Source organism: Haloferax prahovense DSM 18310, from assembly GCF_000336815.1.
In the GTDB taxonomy this organism is placed as follows: Archaea; Halobacteriota; Halobacteria; order Halobacteriales; family Haloferacaceae; genus Haloferax; species Haloferax prahovense.
Genome location: NZ_AOLG01000012.1, coordinates 222,226 through 237,148, shown reverse-complemented (window position 1 = coordinate 237,148; position 14,923 = coordinate 222,226). Strand labels below are relative to the sequence as shown.

Sequence of the window (14,923 nt, the reverse complement as noted above, 5' to 3'; positions counted from 1 at the left end):
CGCGAACACGACGCCCGCGGACGTGAACCGCGGACCCGTTCTCGGCGATTTGCAAACGTGGTGATGCGACGCCGCTGAAACCGCGAAACGACACCTTTATGCAATTTTCGCGGCCCCTGTCTCAATAGGAGTTCATAGATATGGACAGACGTTCTTTTGTCAAAGCGGCAGGGGTCGCGGGTATCGCTGGCCTCGCAGGTTGTACGGGCGGACCGTCCGAGGGGAGCGAAGACACGACGGCGGCGACGACGACCGAGTCGTCCGGCGGCGATGAGACCACGACGGCCGAGCAGACGACCGAGGAGTCCGGTCCGTCGGCCAACGTCGGCATGGTCTACGCGCTCGGCGGTCTCGGTGACAAGTCGTTCAACGACGCCGCGAAGCGCGGCATCGAGCAGGCGGAATCGGAACTCGGCATCGCCTACGACGAGGCCCAGCCCTCGGCGGCGGAGGAGTTCCCGCAGTTCCAGCGCCGGTTCGCGCAGTCGTCGAGCCCGGACTACGACCTCGTGTCGTGTATCGGCTACGCGCAGAAGTCCGCGCTCTCCGAAACCGCGCCGAGTTTCTCGGACCAGAAGTTCATGATCGTCGACGACGTGGTCGACGAGGACAACGTGGCGAGCTACCTGTTCCGCGAGGAGCAGGGCTCGTTCCAGGTCGGCTACCTCGCCGGCCTCATCACGACCCAGGAGTTCTCCGCTGGCTCCGGCTCGACGACGGCCGACTCGAAGAGCGTCGGCTTCGTCGGCGGCACCGAGACCGAGCTCATCCGCAAGTTCCAGGCCGGCTACGAGGCCGGCGTGGCGCACGCGGACGATGAAATTTCCGTCGACGTGGCCTACGTCGGGTCGTTCTCCGACTCCGCGAAGGGCAAGGAGATTGCCACCTCGATGTACGACAACGGCGCTGACGTCGTCTACCACGCGGCCGGCGGCAGCGGCCTCGGCGTCTTCCAAGCGGCCAAAGAACAGGGCAAGTTCGCCATTGGCGTCGACTCCGACCAGTCGCAGACCGAACCGAACTACGCCGACGTCATTCTCGCCTCGATGGTCAAGCGCGTCGAGTCGGCGGTGTACACCTCCGTCGAGAACGTCGTCAACGACGAGTTCAACGGCGGTTCCACCACGACGCTCGGCCTCGAAGAGGACGGCGTCGCCGCCGTCTACGGCGCGGAACTCGGTTCCGAAATCCCGCAGGACGTGAAGGATTCGCTCTCGGAGTCCCGCGAGGCTATCATCGCCGGCGACATCGAAATCCCGACGACGACCGAGTAACGCCGCACTCGACACTCGCATTTCTTTCGACACCGCGCGCCGAGCGACAGTATTCCCGAATATTGGGGTCAATGTTGCCGCTTTCACACAGCAGCCGGCCGAACATGCTCGCGGGTTGAACGGTTCGAACTCCCCGAGAACCGCCGCGACGCTCCGTGTGGACCACTCCCGCGCCGACGCGAATCCCACGAGTTTAAGCGAACCCCCCCGAAAAAAGGGTCAAGATGAGCACCGCTGTTCATCTCGACGAAATCACAAAACGGTTCCCCGGCGTCGTGGCGAACGACGACGTGGACCTGACCGTCGAGCGCGGCACGGTGCACGCACTTCTGGGAGAAAACGGGGCCGGCAAGACGACGTTGATGAACATCCTCTACGGGCTCTATGAACCCACGGAGGGGACCGTCCACGTGGACGGGGAACCGCGGGACTTCGATTCGCCCGCGGACGCCATCGACGCCGGAATCGGTATGATTCACCAGCACTTCATGTTGGTCGACCCCATGACGGTCGCCGAGAACATCGTCCTCGGCAACGAACCCCGCAAGTGGTTCGGCACGACCGTCGACCGGGAGCGCGCGCGCCAAGAGGTCATCGACCTCTCGAACCGATACGGATTCGACGTGACCCCCGACGACGCCATTGAGGACGTGAGCGTCGGCGTTCAACAGCGCGTCGAGATTCTGAAAGCACTCTACCGCGGGGCCGACATCCTGATTCTGGACGAGCCCACCGCGGTCCTCACCCCGCAGGAGGTCGAAGAGCTGTTCCGCGTCTTCGAGGAGCTGACCGCCCAGGGCAAGACGATTATCTTCATCAGCCACAAGCTCGGGGAGGCGATGCACGCCGCCGACGACATCACCGTCCTCCGAAACGGGAAGAACGTCGGCACCGTCAAGGCTGACGAGACCTCCAACGAGGAGCTCGCCGAACTGATGGTTGGCCGCGAAGTTCTCCTCGAACCGAAGGCCGAACCGCAGGAACCGGGCGACGAGGTGCTCTCGGTGCAGAACCTCTCCGCAAAGGACAACCGCGGCATCCCCGCCGTCTCCGACGTGTCGTTCGACATCCGCGAGGGCGAGGTGTTCGGCATCGCCGGCGTCGACGGCAACGGCCAGTCGCAGTTGGTCGAGGCCATCACCGGCCTGCGGACGCCGACCGGGGGGGCGATTTCCTACAAGGGCCGGGACGTCACCAACGCCTCGCGTCGCTCCCGCATCGCCGACGGGATGGCGTACATCCCAGAGGACCGCCACGAACGCGGGCTCGTAATGGACTTCGACCTCGTCCAGAACGGCATCCTCGGCAGCCAGCACAGCGCGACGTTCGCCGCCGACGGCCGGATAAACTGGGCCGACGCGCGCGACCACGCCGAGCGAATCATCGACGAATACGACGTTCGACCGCCCCACGCCGATGCCGACGCCGAGTCCTTCTCCGGCGGCAACCAACAGAAGTTCATCGTCGGCCGCGAGTTCGAACGCGAACCGGACCTCGTCGTCGCCACCCACCCGACCCGCGGCGTGGACATCGGCGCGATGGAGTTCATCCACGAGCGGCTCTTGGACCTCCGAGCCGAGGGGAAAGCGGTCCTTCTCGTCTCCTCGAAACTCGACGAGGTGCAGGGCCTCTCGGACCGCCTCGGCGTCATGCACGACGGCGAACTCATGGATATCGTAGACCCACGCAACACCACCGAAGAAGAGATTGGCCTGCTCATGGCCGGCGAACGCCCCGACACCGCCGAGACCGACGCGGAACCGCCCGTGGGTGACGCCAAATGAGCGCGACCGAGAACGCGAAGGCCGTCCTCCGGCGGCTGACGGCCGCCTCCGCGACCGAGCGCATCCTCATCAGCTTCGCCGCACTCATCATGGCCGTGCTCGTCGGCGCGGTCATCATCCTCGTCTCCGGCCGCATCACGACGTGTCAGACCGCGGCGACGACGCTGTTCGGCACCGGCTTCTGTTACGACCCCGTCGAGGTGTACCTCGTGTTGTTCAACGGGGCGCTCGGCGAGCCGTTCCTCGTGAACAGCCCGGGAATTCTCAAACCGCTCAACCCCGACTGGAACCCGCTGAACTTCGGGTTCGCGCTCACGCTCAAGGAGACGACGCTTCTCATCTTCACCGGCCTCTCGGTCGCCGTCTCCTTCCGCGCGGGCCTGTTCAACATCGGGACGCAGGGCCAACTCGTCCTCGGCGGCCTCGCGACGGCGCTGTTCTCGTTTTTCGTCGCGCCGCTGCTCCCGTCGGGGCTCGTCGGCGGCCTCATCCTGATTCCGCTCGCCGTCGTCGTCGGCGCGCTCGTCGGCGGCCTCTACGGCGCGATTCCGGGCGCGCTCAAGGCCTACGCCGACGCCAACGAGGTCATCACGACCATCATGCTGAACTTCATCGCGGCGCAGATCGCGTTCGTCCTCGTCAGCGAGTTCTTCGGGAACCCCGACTCGCAGGTCGTCGAGACGACGCCGCTTCCCGATTGGGCGACGCTCCTCCCGGTGGCGTTCCCGCAGGGCGGCGACTTCTCGATTCTCGCGCTCGCGTTCGGCCTCGCACTCGTCGTCGCCGTCTGGTTCCTGCTCGAACAGACCTCGTTCGGGTACGACCTCCGGACGAGCGGCGAACAGCCGGAAGCCGCCGAGTACGGCGGCGTCGACGCCAAGCGCACGACCGTCACGAGCATGTTCCTCTCCGGCGCGCTCGGTGGCATGGGCGGCGCTATCTGGGTGCTCATGGTCATGGGCAAGTGGCAGGCCGGCGTCCCCGCGCTCGGGTTCGACGGCATCACCGTCTCCATCCTCGCGGGGAACAACCCGTTCGGTGTCGTCCCGGCGGCGCTCCTGTTCGGGACGCTCAAATCCGGCTCACTCGCGGTTCAGTTCGGGACCGGCGTCCCGAAACAGCTCGTCGGCGTCCTCCGCGGCCTCATCATCCTGTTCGTCGCGATGCCCGAGTTCTTCCGCATGCTCGGCTCCACTATCGACCTCGAACCGGACCGCGAGACCGTCGCCACGGACGGCGGCTCCCTCGGAGGTGACGACGAATGAGTACAACCACCATCGACCGACTCCGCGACACGGAACTGTCTTACAGAGCGACCCTCGCCGGCGGGGCGCTGAGCGTCTTCCTGTTCATCGCGCTCCTCGGCCTCGCGTTCCCGAGCAGTATCTGGGGCAACTTCCTCGCCATCCTCACGAGTCGGAGCACGCTCTCGTCGGCGCTTCGGCTCTCGGTGCCAATCACCTTTGCCGCGCTCGGCGGCATCTTCTCCGAGAAGGCCGGCGTGGTGAACATCGGGCTGGAAGGGCTACTCATCATCTCGGCGTTCACCGCGGTCATCACGACGGCCGTCGTCGGCCCCGAGATGACCGTCCTCGGTCTCCCGGCCATCTGGATCGGCTTCTTCGCCGGCATCCTCTCGTCGGTGCTGTTCTCGGCGCTGTTCGCGGTGGTCTGCATCCGATTCAAGGCTGACCAGATTATCGCCGGCCTCGCCGTCTGGCTCATCGCGCTCGGTCTCGCGCCGTTCGCGGCGACGGTCTACTACGGCGGCGTCAACACCGACAACCTCGGGACGACCCTCGGGACGTGGACGATTCCCGTCCTCTCGGACATCCCGTTTTTCGGCGCGTTCTTCGACGCCGACCCCGCGGTGTACATGATGCTCGTCGCGGTCCCGGCGTCGTGGTACGTCCTGAACCGCACGGCGTTCGGCCGCCACGTCCGCGCGTCCGGCGAGAACCCGAAGGCGCTCGACACCGTCGGCGTCGACGTGAGCCGCGTCCGCTACGCGGGCGTCCTCCTCTCGGGCTTCCTCGCCGGTGTCGGCGGCTCCGCGCTGTCGCTCGGCCTCGGTCAGTTCGTCGGTAACAACCAGACGATGGTCAACGGGAAGGGCTTCATCGCCATCGTGGCGTATCTCTTCGGGAACTACAACCCCGTCGGCGCGTTCGGCGCGTCGTTCCTCTTCGCGGGGCTGGAGGCCGCCCAGATTCGCCTCCAGCAGGTACCCGGATACGCCATCCCCGACTCGCTCATCCAGACGATTCCGTACGTGACCGTCCTCGTCGTCCTCGCGCTCGTCGGCCGCACCCGCATCCCGGAGGCGGCAGGCGAGCACTACGACACCGGCGACGACAACCGCTGAGCGACCCGGAATCCTCGTTTCCCCCGTCTTTTTCGTTCCCCTGTTCTCCGTTCTCGACCGTTCGAGCGCCGCATCTCGGCCGGGCCGTCTCCGTCGAACCCCTCCCGAACGGTCGGTGCGGGAGTAAAGAGTTTTCAGCCCGCGATATGGAGGTGATACCATGTCCACAGACGAGAACGACACCGCCGAGGAGTCCTCGGCGAGCCCACGGACCCAGTCCGTGGACGTGGTGGTCGTCGGCGCGGGAACCTCCGGCTGTTACGCCGCCGCCACCATCGCGAACGCGGGCTACGACGTGACCATCGTCGAGCGAAAGTCCGCGGAGGAAGCGGGACACATCGCCTGCGGGGACGCCCTGAAGGGCGCGGACGCCTTCCCCGAGGCGATTCCGAAGTCGAAAATCGAGCCCGCGTTCACCAACACCGAGGTCGACCACGGCCGCTTCGAGATTCCGCAGGAGGACACCGTCCTCGACATCCCGGTCCCCGGCGAACTCGCCGTCATCGACCGCTGGGAGTACGGCCGCCTCATCATCGAGGGCGCGGACGAGGCCGGTGTCGAACTCCACTACGACACGGTCGTCCAGGACGTGAAACAGGACGACGACGGCACCGTCACCGGCATCGTCGGCAAACACGACGGCGAGGTCGTCGAGTACGACGCCGACATCGTCATCGACGGCGCGGGCTCGCTGTCGCTCCTCCAGGACAAGGTGGACTTCTCCGACGCCACCTTCGACACGAACGTCTCCTACCAGCACTTCTCGTCGGCGTACCGCGAGGTCGTCGAGGTTCCCGAACCCGTCGAGTGGTCCGACGCGCTCGTGTTCAAGCCGGCCGAGGTCGCCGCGGGCTACGTCTGGTACTTCCCGCGGACCGAGACCGAAATCAACGCCGGCCTCGGCTTCCAGATGACGGAGGAGCCGATGAAGCTCGTCGACGACCTGAAGAAGGACCTCCGGGAGCGCCCCGAGTTCGAGGGCGCGGAGGTCATCGACAAGCTCGGTGCCGCGCTCCCGACCCGCCGACCCTACGACTCGGCGACCGCGCCGGGGTACATGGCCGTCGGCGACGCCGCGGCCCACGTCAACCCGACGACCGGCGGCGGCATCGCCGGCGCGGCCTACGCCGGCAAGTACGCCGGCGAGCAGGCCGCCATCGCGCTCGACGCGGGCGACGTGAGCGAGGAGATGCTCTGGCGCTACAACCAGCGCGTCATGGACCACTTCGGCGGCCGCTACGCCAGCCTCGACGTGTACAACATCCTCTCGACCGCCGTCGACGTCGACGACCTGATGGGCCTCATCGCCTCCATCCCCGGCGAGAAACTCGCCGAGGCGCTCTACTCCGGAACGACCTCGTTCGGCCCCGTCCTCCTCGCGCAGACCGCGGCGTCGAGCTACGGTCACTGGAGCCAGATTTACGAGTTCTTCAAAATCAAGCGCCTCGCCGACGAACTGCTGGCCCACTACGGCCGCTACCCGACCCGACCGAGCGCCCTCGAGGGCTGGAAGGTCGAGCGGGACCGCATCATGGACGACATCTACGAACTCACGGGCGCGGACCCGAAGTACTGACCTCGGACCCCGCCGCGAACGAGACGTTTCGGAACTCGAACCGGGCACCGCCGTTTTCGCCGTCCGTCGCCGTCACCTCCCAGCCGTGCGCGTCGGCGACGCCGGAGACGATAGCGAGGCCCAGGCCGGTCCCCCGCGAATCGGTGCTGTAGCCCGACTCGAAGATGCGCTCCCGTTCTTCCGGTGGGATACCGGGGCCGTCGTCCTCGACGAAGAAGCCGTCGTCCAGCGGGCCGACCCGGACGTTGACGCCGGGCGTTCCCCCGTCGGTGGCGTCCGGAACCGGTCGTCTGACCCCCGGATTCGGTGCCTCGTCGGGTGACGGTGGACCACCTGCCGCGCCGCGCTCGACGGAGTCAGACGCGGTCTGGTTGCCTGTCGAACTGCGTTCTACAGCGTCACCGGACACAGTCCGGTTGCCTGTGGAACCGTGTTCCACCGAGTTCCGAAACAGGTTCTCGAAGACGGCGGTGAGCCGTCCCCTGTCGGCGAGGAGTTCCGCGTCGGCCTCGACGGTCAGGCCCGACGCGCCGAGACTGGTGTTCGTCACCGCGTCCGCGGCCACGGTGGCGAGGCTGACGCGCTCGACCTCGCCGACCGACTCGCCGGCTCGGGCGAGCTGTAACACGTCTTGGATGAGCGCCTCCATCCGGTCGTGGGCGTCGGCGACCGTCGAGAGGTGCTCCGTCCCGTGGCCGTCGCGGGCGAGTTCGAGCCGCATCTGGGCGACGTTCAGCGGGTTTCTGAGGTCGTGCGTGATGACCGACGCGAACTGGTCGAGCCGGTCGTTGCGGCGGCGGAGGTCCGTCTCGCGGGCGTCGCGGTGGGTCGACCACCGGACCGCGCCGACCGCGAGCGCGGCGGACCCGACGAGAAGCGCTCCGTCCTCGAAGACGAGCGTGAACGCCTCGGGCTGGACGACGACCTCGTCGACCGCGTCGCTGACGGCGTAGACGGCGACCAGCGCGGTCCCGACGTACAACGGCCGCCAAATCGTCTGCACATCGCGGACGCTCCCGACGACGAACGCGCCGGCGAGCGGAATCGGAACCAAGAGGAGTTCCACGGCGAACCGGAGCCAGTGAACCTCGGGGCTGTCGGGGAAGACGGCGACTTGGACGACCGCGACGCCGACGGCGATGCCGACGACTGCGAGACCCGGACGCAGGTCTGCGTCTTCGGTCGATTCACCTCCGAGGAGCCCCATCGCTGGCGGCTATGCACGGGGGGGACAAATAACCGCTGGCGGTTCGTCGCGGGCGATCCGGTCGAGCGCGAGTCAGCTCCGACGAGCCGAGGTGGCCGTAAATCGCTCAAGCGGCGCTCTCGGCGCGACTCAGCGTTTCTTCGCTCGACTCAGGGCCGGCCAGCGGCGATTCGTTCGACGCTGCCGGCGAGCACGTCCACGGCGATGCGGATGGTTTCCTCGTCCACGTCGAACGTTCGGGTGTGGTGGCCGCCGGGGTGGTCGGTGCCGACGCCGACGTAGGCCGCGAGGCCGCCGCGGTCCTGGACGTACTGCATGAGGTAGGTCGCGTCCTCGCTGCCGCCGAGGTCGTCGCTTTCGAGAATCGAGGTGACGCCCTCGACCCCCTCGCTCACGCCGCCGACGATGGCCGCGAGCGCGTCGTCGCTCCGGGCGCTCGGGGCCTTCCCCTCGACCCCGATTTCGACCTCGCAGTCGTGCATCGCGGCCGCCGACTCGATGACGGTGTGGGCGCGGTCTTCCATGTACTCCATGAGCTCCGTCGTCGCGCCGCGCACCTCGCCTTCGATGAACGCCTCCTCGGCGACGATGTTCGTGGCCGTGCCGCCGCCCATCAGGCCGACGTTGACGCGGGTCGGTCCGTCGGAGTGCCGGGAGATGCCGTAGAGGTTCTGCGTGGCCGCCGCGGCCGCGAGGTTCGCGTTCTTTCCCTCCTCGGGCTTCGCGCCCGCGTGGGCCGGCGCGCCGGTGAACTCGGCGCGGAAGTGCGACACCGCGAGGAAACCGCCGACGCCGCAGACGACCTCGCCGGTCGGGTGGTCGAGACCGACGTGAAGCGCGAGCAGGTAGTCAACGTCGTCGAGGTGGCCGCCCTCGGCGACGGCCTTCCCGCCGGCGACTTGTTCTTCGCTCGGCTGGAAGAACACCTTGAACGTCCCCTCGAAGTCGGACTCGACGACGGCGTCGAGGACGCCGATACCGATTGTCGCGTGGGCGTCGTGGCCGCAGGCGTGCATGAAGCCCTCGTTCTCGGAGCGGAAGCCCTCGGCGGCCGGGAGGTGGTCGCCGTCCTCGGACTCGGTGATTGGGAGCGCGTCGATGTCGACGCGGAGCCCGACGGTCGGGCCCTCGCCGCGTTCGACGACCGCGACCGCGCCGGTGTAGCCGCCGACGAGGCGGTCGAGAACGTCCTCGCGCGCGCCGGCCTCGCGGGCCCGCTCGAACCACGCGTCGAGTTCGGCGTCGTCGGGGACGGCCATGCGCTCGTCGGCGTCGAGTATCTCCGGGCCGACGTAGAGCGCGTCGAGGTCGCGCGTCTCCAGTTCGTCGACGAGGCGGGCGGTGGTGTAGAACTCGCGCCACGCGGGTTCGGGGTGGCGGTGCAGGTCGCGGCGAAGCGAGACGAGGTCGTCCATCGTCGCTCGGTGGCTCATGTCCGGACTCTTTTCTCCCGGCGATGATAAACGCTCCCGACGGTTCGTGGCCGAGAAACTCAAGTTTGGAAGAAATAGTTGGAGGAAATTCGTGCCTATTATATATCCCAGTCAATCTCTGACAAACGATGCCAGAAGAACCGGACATCGAGCTCAGTTTCCGTGGCGGGCGCCTCGTGAGCGCCCTGCCCATCGCCCTGTTCATCGCGTGGGCGATTTTCCAGAGTGGTATCCTCGGTATCGGCGATACGACCGGCCTCGTCGCGGGGATGCTGACAGGACTCATCGTGGGACTACTGTTCGTCCGGGGAGATTGGAAGGACTACGCGGACGTCGTCTTCGCCGGCATGACCCGCCGGGTCGCCGCGACGGCGGTCGTCGCGTGGCTCTGGGCGGGCATGTTCGCCGAGACCATCCAGGTCGGCGGCTTCGTCGACGGCCTCGTCTGGGCGGCCACGGTCCTGAACGTCGGCCCGGGGCTGTTCCCGGCCGTGACGTTCCTGCTCGCGGCGCTGTTGGCGACCGGTATCGGCACCGGCTACGGCACCGCAATCGCCTTCACGAGTCTCGTCTTCCCGGCGGGGCTCCTCCTCGGTGCGAACCCCGTGTTGCTGTTCGGCGCGATTCTCTCCGGCGCGGTGTTCGGGGACAACCTCGCGCCCGTCAGTGACACCACCATCGTCTCCGCGGTCACGCAGGACGCCGATATCGGTGGCGTCGTCGCCTCGCGGGTGAAGTACGCCGTCGTCGCGGCGACGCTCGCAATCGCGGCGTACCTCGTCGCCGGCTTCGGAATCCCCGGCGTCTGGGGCGGCATGCCGTACGTCGACGTGGCCGGCGAAGTCTCCGCGTCCGTGTCGCCGTGGGGACTCGTCCACCTGCTCGACATCGCCGTGGTCATCGCGCTCGCCGTCCGCGGCCGACACATCATCGAGGCCGTCTCGTGGGGACTGCTCCTCGCGGCGGCGTTCAACGTCGCGCTCGGCGCGGCGAACTTGGTGGACGTTTCGGTCGGAAGCATGCTCCTGTTCAGCGCGCCGCAGAACGGACTCACGCAGGCGGTCGAGGCGCTCCCGCTCCTCGGGGCCGTCGTCGAGACCGTCCCCGCGGGGCAGGTCGGCGTCGGCGGGAGCGTCTACTCCGGCGCGGCCGGCTTCTTCCCGCTCATCGTCCTGACGCTGCTGCTCGTCGCGGGCGCGGAAGTCATGCGCGCCGGCGGCGGCTTCGACGCGATTCAGGAACTCGTCATCGACCGCGTCGCCACGACGGTCCGCCGCGCGGAGACCACGATGGTCGTCGGGACGGCGCTCGTCAACGCGACGGTCACCATCAACACGGCGGCCGAAATCGCCATCGCGCCCTACGTCGCCACGCTCGGCAAGCGCTTCAACATCAACGGCTACCGCCGCGCCAACATCCTCGACGCCAACACCTCGGCGCTGGGGTACATCTTCCCGTGGGGCGGCGGCCTACTCGCGGGCTACGGGGCCATGCAGGGCCTCGTCGGCGGCGAGGCGACGCCGTGGTTCACGGCGGAGATGCTCGTGAACCCCGCGTCGGTCTTCCCCTACGTGTTCCACGGCTGGTTCCTCGTGGCGGTGTTCCTGTTCGCCGCGTGGACCGGCTACGGCCGCGAGTACGTCTCCGACCGCACGAGCGAGGAGGTGAGCCGCGTATGAGCCGCCTCGATAAGCTCTTGGCCGGCTGGACGTTCCGTACCGCGACGCCGACGTTCGAACCCGGCGAGGTCATCACGGCCTACGTCAGCGAGCGCAACGGCGACGGTCTCACCGTCCGCATCGGCGACTCGATCATCCGGGTCGAAGACGGCCGAGGCGCGGCCGTCGAGGACAAGATTCGGCTGGAGGTCACGTCGTTCGACGCCACCAACCACGTCGGTACCGGCGAAGTGGTCGAAGTCCTCGGGCCGGACGCCTGAGCGGTCGAAAAAGCAGACAAAAAGCGCAGACCCGCGTCTTCTTTCGCGCTCCGTGGCCGCCGTCAGCGACGGTGACCGAGCGGTTTCTTCTGTTCGACTTCGATTTCGAGGTGGACGCTGTCGGGGAACTCCTTGAGGCCGACTTCGCGGGCGATCTGGTCCGCGCCGTGGATTTCGAGCCGACGGGTGTACACAGGGTAGGTCCACGACGAGAACTGGTCGCCGGGCTGGAGCGTCCGATACTGCGGGACGCTCACCTGCTTCGGCTGGTCGGAGTGGGGGCCGCGGCACTCCGCGCCCTTCCGCTCGACGAACTGCTTGAGGTCGTCGACCACTCGGTCGAGGACCGCCTTATCACCGCTTTGAAAGGTGAGTTTTGTGACGAAGGCCATAGCTGGGTACTACTCCTTGTTGCACGCTCCGACGGTAAAAGCGCATCTACACGAACCGGGGACCCCGGGCTTCCGCCACCCGAATCCCGAACGAACGACCGTGCGAACACGCTACAGCCTCCGATACCCTCTTAAAGGGTGGCACGTTTATTTCGGGTAATGGCAGTCGAAGCGGTTAGCGCTGGAGCCATTCTCTTCCGCGACACCCGCGGCCGGAGGGAGTACTTACTCCTGAAGAGCCGTCCCGGGGACTGGGAGTTCCCGAAGGGCGGGGTCGAAGGGGACGAGGAGCTTCAGCAAACGGCAATCAGGGAGGTCAAAGAGGAGGCGGGAATCGCAGATTTCCGTCTCATCGACGGCTTCCGCGAGGACTACAGCTACGTCTTCGAGGCGAACGGTACGACGATTCACAAGACGGTCCACCTCTTCATCGCGCGCTCGTTCGAGGCGTCCGCGGAGCTCTCGACGGAGCACCGCGACCTCCAGTGGCGCGACTACGAGCAGGCCATCAACACCATCACGCAGGACGGCCCCCGCGAGATATTCGAGCGCGCACACGAGTTCCTCGACGAACTCGCCGAGAGGAACGAGGGCGAGCACAAGTACCTGAAGTAGCGTCGGCCGGACCGGCCGACGCCCGAGACGCGACGAGAGCGAGCGGCAGCGCCGCGATTCGACGCGTGCGACGACATTCGCGGCGTCGGGCCGCGCGCCGAGACTCCACCGAAACGCCTTCGGCTCCCCGCTCCGACTCCCGGTCGTGAGCGACGCCGCCGACCGCGACCCCGAGTTCGCCTTCGAGCTGCGGGTCTGCCGCTGGGCCGAGCGCGCGTGGCACCCCGACGGTTCGCGCCCCGCGTTCGTCGCCCGACAGCTCGGCACCCGAGAGCGCCGCTGGGACACCGTCGTCGTGGAGGTCGACCCCGAGGCGTTCGCCGCCCGGCGCGCCCTCTCGACCGACGGCTTCGACTCGGACCTGTTGCGCGTCGTCCGCCACGCGCCCGCCGAGTGGGCGTGGTACCGAGACGCCGTCCCCGAACCCGACTTCCCGTGGCGACACGTCGTGCCGGCGGTCCACCGCGCCGCGGGGCTCGGACTGGTCGAGAAGCGCCGCGGTTCGCGGAACCGCGTCGAGTACCGGCGGACCGCCCCGTACCCCGACTGGGTCGAGCGCGTCGTCGCCATCGAGAACAAGCCGGACCTCGACGCCAGCGCCGCCCGCGCGCTCGCGGACCAACTCGAACACGACGTGTCGCGGGCGCTCGCCGACGAGGTCTGGGTCGCCACCGAGGTGACGGGCCGGCGGGTCGAACCCGCACTGTTGGAGGACCTGCCGGTCGAAGTCGGCATCCTCGGCGTCGACGACGACTCGGCGGAGGTGCTGTGGCACCCGAGTTCGCTCTCGCCCGACCCGGAAGACGCCCGGCGGCGACTCGTCCTCGCCGAGCGGGCCTACGACCGCGGCTGGCGGAACTACGTGGACACGATGCGGCCCGACTGCCGGCACTTCGAACTCGACCGTCGCGGCCGGGCGCTCGTCCCTCGGTGCGCCGCGAAAGGCTGTTATCAGAGCCAGCGCGAGTGCGCCCACTCCTGTCCGTCGTTCGAGCCGGAGCCCCCGGCGTGGCGGATGAAGGGCTGGCCTATCGAGGGCGGCCCCGGCAAGGGCGTGCGCCGGATTCTGGACGCGCGGCGCGAGCGCGCCAGAGACCGTGCCGAACGCGGTAGTGAGAACGCCTAAATTCGTGCCCCTCTGACCGGGCGGTATGGAGCGATTCCAGAACACGAGCCTGCCGGACTGGGACTGGTGGGGAAAGCTCTGGCCGACGCCGGGCGAGACGCTTCGGGAACTCGGGCTGTCGACCGGCGACACCGTCGTCGAAATCGGCTGCGGAAACGGCTACTTCGCGCTCCCAGCGGCGCGAATCGTCGCCCCGGCTCCCGTCTACGCGGTCGACCTCGACGACGGACTGCTCGCGGAACTCGAACAGCTCGCCGACCAGCAGCGCATCGACAACGTGGCGACGGTTCGCGGCGACGCTCGCGAGCTATCGGCGCACGTGTCCGACCCCGTCGACGTGGCGCTCTTCGCGAACGCGTTCCACGGGGTCGACGACCGCGACGAGTTCCTGACCGAAGTCGGCTCGGTCCTCGCGGACGGCGGCCGGTTCGTCGTCGTCAACTGGCGACCGCTCCCCCGGTCGGAGACGACCGTGGGCGGTGAGCCCCGCGGTCCGCCGACGGACCTGCGCCTCGCCCCCGAGGAGACCGCGGCGATAGTCGAAGACGCGGTCGGCCTCGCGGTGACGGCGGAAATCGACATCCCGCCGTACCACTACGCGCTGGTGTTCGAGCGGCGAGCGTAGCGACCGCTGAAACGGGCGATTAGACGACTTCCACGTCGACATCGTCGCGGGCGACGGCGAGGCGAAACGTGGGGACGGTCCGGTAGACGACCTCGATGACGCCCTTGCGGCGGAGGCTCTGGAGCGCCCGGCGCACGTCGTCCACGTCGGGGTCGATGTCGAACTCGTCTCGGAGCTTGTTGAGGACGCTGACGACGCTCTCGGAGCGCTCGTCGGGGCCGGCGACGACCTCGAAGACGCGGGCTTCGAGCGAGGGAACCCGGATGACGCTCGGTACGGACTCGGCCTCGTCGTCGCCCTCGACGCCGGGTTCGACGCCGACGAGTTCGGCGGCCTCGGCCGTCGCGCGGATGAGGCTGTTGTCGTCGCGGTAGTAGTAGTCTTTGAGCTCGGACTCGAGGTAGCGGTGGACTTCGCTCCCGCTTTCGAGGTCCCAGCGGTTCTGTAACTCCTTGTTCTTCGTCGGCTGGAGCCGGACGATGTCGGCGAGGCGTTCTTTCGCCTCGTCGGAGAGCGTCATATCGGTGGATTCGACGGAGGGGGTATAACGTTGTTCTGGATTCTTCAGCGCGACCGCGGAACGTTAA

At 67.7% G+C, this 14,923-nt stretch carries 14 protein-coding genes; 10 read left to right on the top strand and 4 right to left on the bottom strand.

What is annotated here, in order from left to right:
* The first annotated feature begins 140 nt into the window (after positions 1–140).
* The 5 genes from C457_RS07155 (at position 141) to C457_RS07135 (ending at position 6,999) form a co-directional block, all read left to right on the top strand.
* Positions 141–1,274 (top strand): BMP family lipoprotein, encoded by a 1,134-nt coding sequence (locus C457_RS07155; protein ID WP_008093225.1) that lies wholly within the window; start codon positions 141–143, stop codon positions 1,272–1,274.
* A 224-nt stretch (positions 1,275–1,498) separates the two neighbouring features.
* A complete protein-coding gene (locus tag C457_RS07150) occupies positions 1,499–3,058 on the top strand; it encodes an ABC transporter ATP-binding protein (RefSeq protein ID WP_008093223.1) in 1,560 nt (519 codons plus the stop codon).
* Positions 3,055–4,323 (top strand): ABC transporter permease, encoded by a 1,269-nt coding sequence (locus C457_RS07145; RefSeq protein ID WP_008093220.1) that lies wholly within the window; start codon positions 3,055–3,057, stop codon positions 4,321–4,323. Before C457_RS07150 ends, C457_RS07145 begins: the two co-directional genes overlap by 4 nt.
* A complete protein-coding gene (locus tag C457_RS07140) occupies positions 4,320–5,423 on the top strand; it encodes an ABC transporter permease (RefSeq protein WP_008093217.1) in 1,104 nt (367 codons plus the stop codon). Before C457_RS07145 ends, C457_RS07140 begins: the two co-directional genes overlap by 4 nt.
* Before the next feature lie 160 nt (positions 5,424–5,583).
* Complete coding sequence (locus tag C457_RS07135) at positions 5,584–6,999, top strand: geranylgeranyl reductase family protein (protein ID WP_004977119.1); 1,416 nt, start codon at positions 5,584–5,586, stop codon at positions 6,997–6,999.
* On the opposite strand, the gene C457_RS07130 is transcribed toward C457_RS07135, so the two are convergent.
* Together C457_RS07130 and C457_RS07125 are read right to left on the bottom strand one after the other, a co-directional pair.
* The gene (locus C457_RS07130; RefSeq protein WP_008093214.1) at positions 6,974–8,206 is read right to left on the bottom strand and encodes a sensor histidine kinase; all 1,233 of its coding nucleotides are present in this window, start codon (positions 8,204–8,206) and stop codon (positions 6,974–6,976) included. The two genes, C457_RS07135 and C457_RS07130, sit on opposite strands and share 26 nt — an antisense overlap.
* A 149-nt stretch (positions 8,207–8,355) precedes the next feature.
* Entirely contained in the window at positions 8,356–9,639 is a 1,284-nt protein-coding gene (locus C457_RS07125; protein WP_049905216.1) for an amidohydrolase, read from the bottom strand.
* A gap of 128 nt (positions 9,640–9,767) precedes the next feature.
* On the opposite strand from C457_RS07125, the gene C457_RS07120 reads away from it, so the two are divergent.
* Both C457_RS07120 and C457_RS07115 read left to right on the top strand, forming a co-directional pair.
* A complete protein-coding gene (locus tag C457_RS07120; RefSeq protein ID WP_008093210.1) occupies positions 9,768–11,318 on the top strand; it encodes a Na+/H+ antiporter NhaC family protein in 1,551 nt (516 codons plus the stop codon).
* The gene (locus C457_RS07115; protein WP_008093208.1) at positions 11,315–11,578 is read left to right on the top strand and encodes a DUF7513 family protein; all 264 of its coding nucleotides are present in this window, start codon (positions 11,315–11,317) and stop codon (positions 11,576–11,578) included. Before C457_RS07120 ends, C457_RS07115 begins: the two co-directional genes overlap by 4 nt.
* Before the next feature lie 62 nt (positions 11,579–11,640).
* Here the strand turns inward: C457_RS07115 and C457_RS07110 are convergent, their stop codons facing one another.
* Positions 11,641–11,970 (bottom strand): uS10/mL48 family ribosomal protein, encoded by a 330-nt coding sequence (locus C457_RS07110; protein ID WP_008093206.1) that lies wholly within the window; start codon positions 11,968–11,970, stop codon positions 11,641–11,643.
* A 159-nt stretch (positions 11,971–12,129) separates the two neighbouring features.
* On the opposite strand from C457_RS07110, the gene C457_RS07105 reads away from it, so the two are divergent.
* From C457_RS07105 to C457_RS07095, 3 genes are all read left to right on the top strand, one after another.
* Complete coding sequence (locus tag C457_RS07105) at positions 12,130–12,585, top strand: bis(5'-nucleosyl)-tetraphosphatase (protein WP_008093204.1); 456 nt, start codon at positions 12,130–12,132, stop codon at positions 12,583–12,585.
* Positions 12,586–12,730: 145 nt separating this feature from the next.
* Entirely contained in the window at positions 12,731–13,711 is a 981-nt protein-coding gene (locus tag C457_RS07100; RefSeq protein ID WP_008093201.1) for a DUF5787 family protein, read from the top strand.
* 25 nt (positions 13,712–13,736) lie between these two features.
* Positions 13,737–14,336 (top strand): class I SAM-dependent methyltransferase, encoded by a 600-nt coding sequence (locus tag C457_RS07095; protein ID WP_008093199.1) that lies wholly within the window; start codon positions 13,737–13,739, stop codon positions 14,334–14,336.
* Positions 14,337–14,355: 19 nt separating this feature from the next.
* Here C457_RS07095 and C457_RS07090 read toward each other — a convergent pair whose 3' ends face one another.
* A complete protein-coding gene (locus C457_RS07090; protein WP_008093198.1) occupies positions 14,356–14,856 on the bottom strand; it encodes a DUF5797 family protein in 501 nt (166 codons plus the stop codon).
* Positions 14,857–14,923: the final 67 nt, after the last annotated feature.